The organism is Erwinia sp. 1181_3 (assembly GCF_052824965.1).
This window is the reverse complement of the sequence record NZ_VTDE01000002.1, coordinates 367954-379505: the sequence shown is the minus strand read 5'-3', so window position 1 is coordinate 379505 and position 11552 is coordinate 367954. Positions and strand designations below refer to the sequence as shown.

Below are 11552 nucleotides of genomic sequence, written 5' to 3'. Positions count from 1 at the left end.
CACCTGCCTGATTTCAGAAGAAAAGAGTCTATCTTATTCCTTTTTTAGCAGTGATGAATCAATTTATTACGTTAATCAGACTGGGAGTTGTGCTATTATCCTGCGCGATTATTTGAGAATGATTGACACTTTTTGGTGCTATAAACCCTCGTGGAATACTGTACTTTCGTTAGTGTTGCTTATTTTTTAGGTGAAAGGGACGTCTTTCATTTTTTACCGGCACCCCAACAGGATTGTTTGCCGGTACGCTGTGGCTGAACATGAAAAACAGTTCCAAACCTGAATCTGAAAAAGAACCTCGTGTACCGTTAGATGATGCGCAGTTTGCCATTGTGGTCCTCGCTATCACCTCTTTTACGCTGATTATCTTTGTCCTCGGCATTACGTTGTGGATGTCCTGATCGGCTCCTGCTGATGTTTTATCTGCTGACTGCGTAGCATCAGCGCCATGGATTCATTGATGGTGCGATTGCCATTCGCATCGGGTAAACCAAATAATCCGGCAGGTAAGCGACGGTCATCATCCCATGCCGGGTAGTCGACAACGGGATAGAGTGAAATGCCCTCCAGCTGTACGCCCGCTTTCAGTGCCAAATCGCATTCCTGACTGACGAGGTTAAGCCACGTCTGAGACTGGCCTGCTTCTGCACCGGTTTCGGCGATCAGCAGGGGGCGTTGATAGCGTTGCCACACTTCCTGTAACAACACATTTAACGGCCGGTAGTCAGGATGGTGCGGTTCCAGCGGGTCGCCGTTATGGAACCACTGATTGTCCGGGTACCAGGTCAGGCCCATAATATCCAGCAGATCTTCCGATCCCCCCAGTTCCGGTTCGCTTCGCCCTGCCAGCCAGTCCCAGACTTCATATTGCGCCTGATGCTGTTGCTGCGCCTGTAAGCGGGCGGCGGTGGAATATCCGGATGCCGCAACGTTGACCAGTGGATCGGTGAGCACAAAGCGCACCCCAGGTAGTTCTTCACGCATGGCATGCATTGCCGCTATGCTGGCGCGAGCGAGTTGTCGTTTCAGTTCGCGACCACGCCCGGTAACAAAAGGGTTAAACCAGGCGATTTCCGCACCGGCCCATGACCAGAATGAAATCTGATTCATGGGGGTAATAAACGGGCGGGTATGACCTTCTTCACGCATCAGGCGGGCGAGGGCGCGGGCAAAGGCGCTGAAACGATCAACGAATTCAGGCTGCCAGATATCCAGCCCGTCCGGCCAGCCAAAGTGGGCCAGCTCCCAGATCATTTCAATACCGTACTTTTCCGCCGCTTTTAGCTGCGGCAAAAAACTGTCCCAGTGATATTCTCCGGGTTGCGATTCAATTAAATACCAACGGGCGCCATCGCGTGCCGTCAGGATCTGATGGCTGGCTAACAGCGCATAATCTTTCTCCAGCAGCGTGTCATGTCCGCTGCTGATCATCAGGTCGGCGCGCTTGCCCGGTGTCCGGCAGGCAGTGGAGCAGGCGAAGCTCCCCTGGTAGAAGCTGGAAAACAGACCGGGCGGGTAATGTCCATCATGCATAATGTTCTCCTGAGGGAATAAAACGCAGGCGATGGGCTAAGTCTAGACTATATGTTTGCAGGCCTGAACAGACTGTGGGCCAGGCCGGAGTTAACCGGTTGAATAACCGTATTACCGCACAAGGATTGCTGATGACCGACACGCTTCACCCATTGCAGGCAGTCAGCCCGGCTGACGCGACACGCCTGGCGCAGGCGATTACGCCACTGGTCGCACAGCATCCCCTGTACAGCGGGGTCTATCCACTGGCCGAAGGGCTGGATGCCTTTGCCGCGCGCTATCAGTTGATCACCCTGGCGGAAAATACGCTGGATATTCAGTATTACATCTGGCAGAACGACCTGTCGGGCAGGCTGTTGTTCAGCGCACTGCTGGCGGCAGCCCAGCGCGGCGTGAAAGTGCGTCTGCTGCTGGACGACAATAACACTCAGGGACTGGACCGGACCCTGAGCGAACTGAACCGTCACCCGCTGATCGAAGTGCGCCTGTTTAACCCGTTTACCTTCCGCACGCTGAGGGCGCTGGGTTACCTGACGGACTTTGCCCGCCTGAACCGACGGATGCACAACAAAAGTTTCACGGTTGATAATCAAGCCACCATCGTGGGGGGGCGTAACATCGGTGATGAATATTTTGGCGTGGGTGATGAACCGCTGTTTTCCGATCTGGATGTGCTGGCCGTGGGCCCGGTGGTGGATGAAGTGGCGCAGGACTTTGACCGCTACTGGCAGAGCCGGCCCGTGGCACCGCTGCACCGCGTGGTTGAAGAGGAAGAGGGCGAGACGTCGGCGGTATCATTGCCGGAGGCCTGGCGCGACAGCCCACAGGTGGCGCGCTATCTACGTCAGGTGGATGAGTCAACGTTCGTGACCCAGTTAGACAATCGCAAGCTGCCTTTTACCTGGGCGAAAACGCGTCTGTTAAGCGACGACCCGCGTAAAGGGCTGGGACGGGCCAGAACCAGCACGCTGCTGCCACAACGTCTGCTGGAGGTGATTGGTAAACCGCAGCAGCAGCTCGACATCATTTCTGCCTATTTTGTGCCAACACGTACTGGCGTGGCGCAACTGCTGGCCCTGGTGCGCAAAGGGGTAAAAATCTCTATCCTCACGAATTCGCTGGCGGCCAACGACGTGTCGATTGTGCACGCGGGCTATGCAAAATGGCGTAAAAAGCTGCTGCGTCACGGTATTCGTCTATACGAGCTTAAGCCGAACAGCGGAACACGCGAGCCCAGCCACGATCGTGGTCTGACGGGGAACTCGGGGTCCAGCTTGCATGCAAAAACCTTCAGCGTGGATAACCAGACGGTATTTATCGGTTCGTTTAACTTTGACCCGCGCTCTGCCGTGCTGAATACCGAAATGGGGCTGGTGATTGAAAATGATGCGCTGGCAACGCGCATTCACGAGCGATTTATCAGCAGTATGCGCGACCGCGCCTGGACGCTACGTCTGGATAAATGGGGGCGGGTTAACTGGGTGGAGTATCCGGGAGAAGGGGCCAATGAAGTGGTGCATAAGCATGAACCGCGCACCCGGCTGATGCAGCGTCTGCTGGTGCGCCTGGTATGGCGTCTGCCAATCGAATGGTTACTGTAAGGGGCGACCCTATTTCCGGTCGCCCCCTGCCATTACTGGCGCTGTGGCTTCCCGGAGAACAAGAAGCGCAGCAGTGGAATGCGCAGATGAATCTCATACAGCAGGAAGGCGATGCCAAACACAAACACCAGACCGGCGAAGAATCCGAGGGTGTTGCTGTCGATCTGCTTCACAAACAGAATGCCATAGAGAATGGTTAATGGATGGTGGACCAGGTAGATAAACAGCGAGGCGTTCACCAGATACGTTACGCGTGGAGAGTGGGAGTTCAGCAGGCGATGACCGAAGGTAAACACCACGTTGACCATCCACAGGCCCATGAGCATCGAGACCACCGCATCAATCTCATACAGCCAGCCTTCCCCTTTACTCCAGGTCTGATTGGCCACATAGGCGGCAAAAGCCAGCGCCGATCCCACAAAGGTCCAGGGAACCGGACGAACAAACAGGGCCTTAATCGCCGGATATTTCCATGCCATGGCACCCAGTATAAAGAAAGGCAGGAACATCAGTGTTTGCATCACCGCCATATTAAACAGCGCATCGCTCAGGATCTGTGGTGCAAAAATAAACATCAGACGACGAAATGCACCCCAGGCCAGGCTGCAAAGCAGAATAAAACAGGTTAAACGGGTCCAGGTGAGTTCGGAATAGTCTGTTTTCTCACGTGCGCCATCGCGCAGAAAACGGAACAGCCAGAAGCCTGCCACGGTCAGAACGATCAGGACCAGCAGGAACCACAGATGGGAAATCAGATCCCAAACCAACGTATTATATTTCTCATACAGGGTCTTACTGCTCCAGTCACCGATCTTACTGGTCCACTCTTTCAGCATAAAAAACTGCGGCAGCGTAATCAGGGGGATGGCGGTCAGCATCGGGATACCAACCCGCTCCACACGCACCTTCAGCCAGTCTGATGGGGTGTAGCGCAGGAACAGCATATAGGAAAAATAGCCTGAAATAACAAAGAACACCTGCATGCGAAACGCATGGATGAAGTCATTCAACAGCGTCAGCCATTCGGAGGGCGCGACACTGTTGACCGACCAGTTTTGTGTGGAATAAATCAATGAGACATGAAAAGGCACCCCTAATAACATCAGCCAGGCGCGAATCGAATCCAAAAAGTATTCTCGTTGTGGTGTTTTTTTAGTCATATATGTCCAGTATTCAACAAGTTAATCACCCGGTTCACCCTGAACCAGTCTAAAGCTTACCGCTTACTTTAATAGAGCAAACCCGCGTATACTATCAGCCGAATCTGTTTCCGCTAAACGCTTGAGAATCGGGCTATTAGCCACTCGGAATAGTGGAACAAAAACGGGCTCAGGCTGTCGGAATGCTGAATTATCCTTTAAGATGGATCCATTGATTTAAGCACCCGAAAGGGGGGGATGTGCGGACTAAAATGAACAATAAACCAAAACTGATGAAATTGCGCTGGGTTGGCGCGGCAGTTTTGCTTTCAATGTATGCCAACACCAGTTGGGCTTTCAACATTGACGATGTGGCAAAACAGGCGAAAGAGTTAGCCGGTAAAGGCTTTGAAGCGCCGAAAAGTAATCTACCGTCACAGCTGCGTGATATGAAGTATGCCGACTATCAGCAGATCCAGTTCAATCATGAAAAAGCCTATTGGAACAAGTTGAAGACCCCTTTCAAACTTGAGTTTTACCATCAGGGTATGTACTTCGATACGCCGGTACGCCTCAATGAAGTGACGGCTAACAGCGTTCGCGAGATCAAATACTCTCCGGAATATTTCAATTTCGGCAATGTGAAGCACGATCCGGATACCGTGAAAAACCTCGGTTTTGCCGGTTTTAAAGTGCTGTACCCGCTGAACAGTAAAGATAAGAAAGATGAGATTTCCAGCTTCCTGGGGGCCAGCTACTTCCGCGTGATTGGTCAGGGCCAGGTATATGGTCTGTCTGCCCGTGGTCTGGCCATCGATACGGCATTGCCGTCCGGTGAAGAGTTCCCGCGCTTCAAACAGTTCTGGATTGAGCGTCCGAAGCCGCAGGATAAACATCTGGTGATCTATGCGCTGCTGGATTCGCCGCGTGCGACCGGCGCCTATCGTTTCCTGATCACCCCGGGTAAAGACAGCACCGTTGATGTGCAGTCAAAAGTCTACCTGCGTGACAAAGTGGGCAAACTGGGCGTGGCTCCGTTAACCAGCATGTATCTGTTCGGTGCGAACCAGCCGTCTCCTGTGGCTAACTACCGTCCGGCGCTGCATGATTCCAACGGGCTGTCGATCCATGCCGGCAACGGTGAATGGATCTGGCGTCCGCTGAATAATCCGAAACACCTGGCCGTCAGCACCTTCACCGTGGAAAACCCACGTGGTTTCGGTCTGCTGCAACGTGGCCGTGATTTCGATAAGTATCAGGATCTGGATGACCGCTACGATCTGCGCCCAAGCGGCTGGATCGAGCCTAAGGGTGACTGGGGTAAAGGCCGCGTTGAGCTGGTCGAAATCCCAACCAGCGATGAAACTAATGACAACATCGTGGCATTCTGGACCCCGGAAAGTCTGCCAGAGCCAGGCAAAGAGATGAAGTTTGCCTATCGCCTGCACTTTACACGTGACGAAAGCCAGCTGCATACGCCGGATACCGCCTATGTGAAAAGCACGCTGCGTTCTCTGGGTGATGTGAAACAGTCTAATCTGGTGCGTCAGCCAGACGGCACAGTGGCGTTTATCGTCGACTTTGTTGGCCCGGACATGAGCAAGCTGCCGGAAAACACCCCGGTCACGCCGCAGGTGAGCATCGGTAATAATGGTGAGCTGGTAGAAAACAGCGTGCGCTATAACCCGGTCACCAAAGGCTGGCGTCTGGTGCTGCGTGTTCGTGTTAAAGACAATAAACAGCCGACCGAGATGCGTGCTGCACTGGTTAACGGTGACAAAACGCTGACGGAAACCTGGAGCAATCAGTTGCCTGCCAATGAATAAGTCTACCGTAATACCCAACGAATATATCGATGCGCTGCCCCTTTCCCCGGAGCGGAAAGGGGCGCTGCGTGATGCGTTGCCAGAACAACCGTCCGATACCTTCAGCCAGTTGCACTATCAGCTGGCCGAAGACGGCCCGGTCGAAACGCGCCCCGATGATGCTCCGCAGGAATCGGTAAAAGCGCGTGTCGAGATGAGCTGGCCTGACTCTGTTGATGGCGGTCGTCAGTTTGACAAAGACGCGCTGGATCGCACCACGCTGAAAGCGATGCCGAAACACACCCGTTCTTCTATGTATCCGGAAGAGTGGCGGACCAACCCGGTGGCGCGTGCATGGGATTCCCTGCGTGGGCGTAAAAGCACACCGCGTTACGACAGCCGCGAAGAGCAGAAAAATGAAGACAAATGGCGCCATGTTGGCTCTATTCGTCGTTATATCCTGCTGTTCCTCTCCGTCTTCCAGACGGTGGTGGCCACCTGGTATATGAAAACCATTCTGCCTTACCAGGGCTGGGCGCTGATCGATCCTATGGAGATGATCAACCAGAACTGGCAGCAGTCGGTGTTGCAGATCCTGCCTTATGTGTTGCAGACCGGGATCCTGTTCCTGTTTGCCATCCTGTTCCTCTGGGTATCTGCGGGGTTCTGGACGGCACTGATGGGGTTCCTGCAACTGATGATCGGCAAGGACAAATACAGTATTTCGTATCTGACCAACGGCGACGAACCGATTAACCCGGAACACCGCACCGCGCTGATCATGCCCATCTGTAATGAAGATGTCGGGCGTGTGTTTGCTGGTCTGCGTGCTACCTGGGAATCCGTGGTGCGTACCGGTGAGCAGGCGAATTACGATGTGTATATCCTCAGCGACAGTTACAACCCGGATATCGCCATGGCTGAACAGAAGGCCTGGATGGAGCTGGTACGTGATGTCGGTGGGGAAGGGCGTATTTTCTATCGCCGCCGTCGCCGTCGCGTGAAACGCAAATCCGGTAATATCGATGACTTCTGCCGCCGTTGGGGCAGCCAGTACAGCTACATGGTCGTACTGGATGCCGACAGCGTGATGAGCGGTGACTGTCTGAACGGTCTGGTGCGCATGATGGAAGCGAACCCGAAAGCGGGCATCATCCAGTCATCACCAAAAGCATCGGGTATGGATACGCTGTATGCGCGTTGTCAGCAGTTTGCGACCCGCGTTTACGGTCCGCTGTTTACCGCCGGTCTGCACTTCTGGCAGTTGGGTGAGTCGCACTACTGGGGCCATAACGCGATTATCCGCGTGAAGCCGTTTATCGAACACTGTGCGCTGGCGCCATTGCCGGGCGAGGGCTCGTTTGCCGGTTCCATCCTGTCCCATGACTTCGTGGAAGCGGCCCTGATGCGCCGTGCAGGCTGGGGGGTGTGGATCGCTTACGATCTGCCGGGTTCTTATGAAGAACTGCCGCCAAACCTGCTCGATGAACTGAAGCGTGACCGTCGCTGGTGCCACGGTAACCTGATGAACTTCCGTCTGTTCCTGGTGAAAGGGATGCACCCGGTTCACCGTGCTGTGTTCCTGACGGGCGTGATGTCTTATCTGTCAGCACCGCTGTGGTTTATGTTCCTGGCGCTCTCCACCGCTCTTCAGGTGGTGCATACGCTGATGGAGCCGCAGTACTTCCTGCAACCGCGCCAGCTGTTCCCGGTGTGGCCGCAGTGGCGTCCGGAGCTGGCGATAGCGCTGTTCTCCACCACGCTGGTGCTGTTGTTCCTGCCGAAGCTGCTGAGTATTGTGCTGGTGTGGTTCAAGGGCGCGAAACCTTACGGCGGTGCACTGCGCGTACTGGCTTCCCTGTTCCTGGAAATGCTGTTCTCCGTGCTGCTGGCACCGGTGCGCATGCTGTTCCATACGGTGTTTGTGGTCAGTGCCTTCCTCGGTTGGGAAGTGGTGTGGAACTCACCGCAGCGTGACGATGATGCTACGCCATGGAGTGAAGCCTTTAAGCGCCACGGTTCGCAGATGCTGCTTGGCCTGGTCTGGGCGGGCGGTATGGGCTGGCTGGATCTTAACTTCCTCTGGTGGCTGTCGCCGATTGTCTTCTCACTGATCCTGTCTCCGTTTGTTTCGGTATGGTCCAGCCGTCGTACGCTCGGTCAGGCATCGAAGCGCGGTAAACTGTTCCTGATACCGGAAGAGTTCAGCCCGCCGCAGGAGCTGGTGGATACGGATCGTTACGTTGAGCTGAACCGCGAACGTGAGCTGGATAATGGCTTTATGCACGCCATGTTCCATCCCTCGTTTAACGCGCTGGCCAGCGCCATGGCGACCTCGCGTCACCTGAAGAGCGATATCCTCGACTTCGCCCGTGACCGTCGTATTGAGCAGGCGCTCAGTGAATCGCCAGCGAAGCTGGACCGCGATCAGCGCCTGGCGTTGTTAAGCGACCCGGTCACGCTGTCACGCATGCATTACCGCCTGTGGCAGCACGCCGATAAGTATCACGACTGGTTAGATCATTACCATACGTTGAAACTGAATCCACTGGCGCTGAATAACGCTAAATAGTATGCGGGTCGGGCATGCCCGACCCCTACGTGATGGCATACCCGATCTTGTAAAGGCTGACTTTCTTTTCCGGTCAGCCCGTCAGGCGGGAAGATAAAAGCCGGGGCCTTGTGTCCCGGCTTTTTTACGTTTTTTTTGCATTGAGTGCTATGGTGCTGTGATGTACAGACGGTAAGATAGTGCGTTTTTTATTCGGGAATAATGTGGTGAGCATGTTTTTACGCGGTGTGATGTTGGCAGTCAGTGTGCTGGTACTGAGCGGGTGTGGCAGTATTATCAGCAGAACCGTGCCCGGACAGGGGCACGGTAATCAGTATTATCCCGGCGTACAGTGGGATGTGCGTGATACGGCGTGGCGCGTGATCACCATTATCGACCTTCCGCTGTCGCTGGTGGTGGATACCTTGTTGTTACCGGTGGATGCACACCACGGTCCGTACGAGTAATCCCTTTTACCGTACCTCAGGCACGGTTATCGGCATCCGTATTATTGTCTTCCCACTCTTCTGCTGCCGCTTCAGCTTCTTCACTGTCGGCAGGTGGCTCAAGCTGGAATTCCCCTTCATCCCATTCATGCAGGGTATTTTCAGGCAACCATTCGCTTCGCAATTCGACCTCGTCGAAATCACCGTCAAAAATGGCCTGCGCGGCTTCACCGCTGTACAGCGACACAAGCTCGCCTTCATCTCCATCCTCGGTGAGAAACTCCGCCTGCCACATAATGTCCCCATCCTGCATCACAAACTTTTGCAGATTGAACTGATTCACCGCGGCGTCATCTTCGTCGACCTCCGGGTTGGCAGCAAGGTACTCTTCACGAGCCGTATCAATGGCTTCTTCCAGCGTGGCATAAAGTGTCATGGTCATCTCCCTGGTTTTATTGGTAAAGAGTAATTGTTGTCGTTGTGCGTCAGGATGCAAGGCGGTAAAGAAGAAATTTTGTGTACCGTGCGTGAGGCCGATTGACAAGGATTTCTGTCGCTTAGCGATATCTGGTCAATCTTTGAACGGGTAAATTTTACTTAAATACATCAGCAGTAAACGGCCTTTATTATTTTTCATCTTTTCTATTTTAATTAAATCAGCCTGTGTTATTGACTTAACGTAAATTACTGGAGGGAGTATTCAAACTGAATGAATTAAGTTTATTCTTATTTCACAGCAGGTAATCTGTGCGCATTGAATTCCTCCCCTATTCACATTTATTTAACTTATATCATGATGATGTTAACCCCGGTAAGGACACTGACGGCATTACTGCTGGCGGGTGCGTGTTTTACTCTTTCAGCGGCCATGCTCAGCCCAGCCGATCGTGACGCCGTACGCCAGCAACAGCAGCAAATCCTCGATCAGAACCAGCAGCAGCGTGATGAGCTGGAGCGCAGCACGGCATTACCATCCGCGCAGCCTCCGCGCCCGGTGCTGCCCTCTGCCGGCCCCTGCTTCAGGATCAATACGCTGCGTCTGACCGGTGTGACGTTGATTTCCCCCCATCACCAGCAGCAGTTGCTGGCACCCTGGCAGGGTTCATGTCTGGACATGGCCAGTATCAGCCAGCTCACCCACAGCATCTCCGACTGGTATATCAGCCGTGGCTATATCACCAGCCGCGCGTTTATTCCCGAACAGGATCTCTCCGGGGGGGAATTAACGCTGGCGGTGCTGGAAGGCAAATTACAGCATATTCGTCTTAACGGTTCCCCGGCGCGTGAACTGAATATGGCTTTCCCTGGGCTTGAAGGAAAAATCCTTAATCTGCGCGATATCGAGCAGGGGATGGAACAGATTAATCGCCTGCGTACCACGCCGGTTCAGATTGAAATCCTGCCTGCTGACCAGCCGGGGTACTCGGTGGTGAATCTGACCGCCACCCCGGAGTTTCCCCTCAGTCTCTCCGCGGGCTTTGATAACAGCGGGCAGAAAAGCACCGGCACCGGGCAACTCAGTGGGTCGCTGACGGCAAACAATCCGCTGGGCCTGGCTGACCGCTGGTTTATCAGCGGTGGCCGCAGCTCGGCATTTTCCCGCGCACGCGATGCGCAAAATTTCCAGGCCGGGGTCAGCGTGCCTTATGGCTACGGCCTGCTGGACTACAGCTACAGCTGGAGCAACTACCTCAGCACCATCAACAACAACGGCTTTGACTGGCTGTCACGCGGTGACACCAAAACCCACCGGCTCGGTCTTTATCAGGGGCTGTACCGCAACAGCGATATCAAAACCGGCCTGTCTTTCGGCATTACTCATCGCATCAGTCGTAACTGGCTGAACGATGCGCTGTTGCAGAGCAGCAGCCGCAAACTCTCCAGCCTGCAAATCGGTATTAATCATACGCAGAAGCTGGGCGGAGGTATCGCCACCCTGAACCCGATGTTCACGCGGGGAATGCCGTGGTTTTCGGCGGAAAGCGATGAGGGGAAAAACGGAGATCTGCCGAAGGCAGAATTTCGTAAATGGAGCCTGAACGGCAGCTATCAGCTCCCTGTCACCCAAAGCCTGTGGTGGTTAAGCAGCTTTTACGGCCAGTGGTCACCGGACCGTCTGTACGGCAGCGAGCGCCTGACGCTGGGAGGTGAAAGCTCGGTACGCGGCTTTAAAGAGCAGTATCTCTCCGGGGATAACGGGGGCTACTGGCGTAATGAGCTGAACTACGCCCTGTTTACCCTGCCGGGTCTGGGGCAGGTCAGCGCGCTGGCGGCGCTGGACGGTGGCTGGCTGCACAGCGACCGCCTCGACCCCTGGGCGGCGGGCACCCTGTGGGGCAGCGCCGTGGGCCTGACCACCAGTCAGCGCTATTTCTCCACGCAGTTTACCGTTGGCACGCCGCTGGATTATCCGGACTGGCTGGCGCCCGATCACCTCACCGTGCAGTACCGCATCTCACTGATTTTTTAAGAGGCCA

9 protein-coding genes are annotated in these 11552 nt (G+C 54.6%); 6 read left to right on the top strand and 3 right to left on the bottom strand.

Annotated features, from left to right (window positions below; translation table 11 throughout):
* Positions 1–260 precede the first annotated feature (260 nt).
* The gene (locus tag FY046_RS06100; RefSeq protein ID WP_446185872.1) at positions 261–401 is read left to right on the top strand and encodes a hypothetical protein; all 141 of its coding nucleotides are present in this window, start codon (positions 261–263) and stop codon (positions 399–401) included.
* On the opposite strand, the gene FY046_RS06095 is transcribed toward FY046_RS06100, so the two are convergent.
* Entirely contained in the window at positions 382–1533 is a 1152-nt protein-coding gene (locus tag FY046_RS06095) for a beta-glucosidase (RefSeq protein WP_159337097.1), read from the bottom strand. The genes FY046_RS06100 and FY046_RS06095 overlap by 20 nt on opposite strands.
* 131 nt (positions 1534–1664) lie before the next feature.
* Between FY046_RS06095 and FY046_RS06090 the strand changes: the two genes are divergently transcribed.
* Entirely contained in the window at positions 1665–3134 is a 1470-nt protein-coding gene (locus FY046_RS06090) for a phospholipase D family protein (RefSeq protein WP_133842082.1), read from the top strand.
* A 32-nt stretch (positions 3135–3166) separates the two neighbouring features.
* On the opposite strand, the gene mdoC is transcribed toward FY046_RS06090, so the two are convergent.
* Complete coding sequence (mdoC, locus tag FY046_RS06085) at positions 3167–4294, bottom strand: glucans biosynthesis protein MdoC (protein WP_133840936.1); 1128 nt, start codon at positions 4292–4294, stop codon at positions 3167–3169.
* Positions 4295–4563: 269 nt separating this feature from the next.
* On the opposite strand from mdoC, the gene FY046_RS06080 reads away from it, so the two are divergent.
* The 3 genes from FY046_RS06080 to FY046_RS06070 all read left to right on the top strand — a co-directional run bounded on the left by FY046_RS06080 (position 4564) and on the right by FY046_RS06070 (position 9096).
* Positions 4564–6099 (top strand): glucan biosynthesis protein G, encoded by a 1536-nt coding sequence (locus FY046_RS06080; RefSeq protein WP_171149442.1) that lies wholly within the window; start codon positions 4564–4566, stop codon positions 6097–6099.
* A complete protein-coding gene (gene mdoH / locus FY046_RS06075; protein WP_133840934.1) occupies positions 6092–8650 on the top strand; it encodes a glucans biosynthesis glucosyltransferase MdoH in 2559 nt (852 codons plus the stop codon). Before FY046_RS06080 ends, mdoH begins: the two co-directional genes overlap by 8 nt.
* Positions 8651–8862: 212 nt before the next feature.
* Positions 8863–9096, top strand: coding sequence for a YceK/YidQ family lipoprotein (locus FY046_RS06070; protein ID WP_234472169.1), 234 nt, complete (start codon positions 8863–8865; stop codon positions 9094–9096).
* Positions 9097–9112: 16 nt separating this feature from the next.
* Here the strand turns inward: FY046_RS06070 and FY046_RS06065 are convergent, their stop codons facing one another.
* Positions 9113–9511 (bottom strand): MysB family protein, encoded by a 399-nt coding sequence (locus FY046_RS06065; protein WP_167864368.1) that lies wholly within the window; start codon positions 9509–9511, stop codon positions 9113–9115.
* A 357-nt stretch (positions 9512–9868) separates the two neighbouring features.
* On the opposite strand from FY046_RS06065, the gene FY046_RS06060 reads away from it, so the two are divergent.
* Complete coding sequence (locus tag FY046_RS06060) at positions 9869–11545, top strand: ShlB/FhaC/HecB family hemolysin secretion/activation protein (protein ID WP_446185871.1); 1677 nt, start codon at positions 9869–9871, stop codon at positions 11543–11545.
* Positions 11546–11552: the final 7 nt, after the last annotated feature.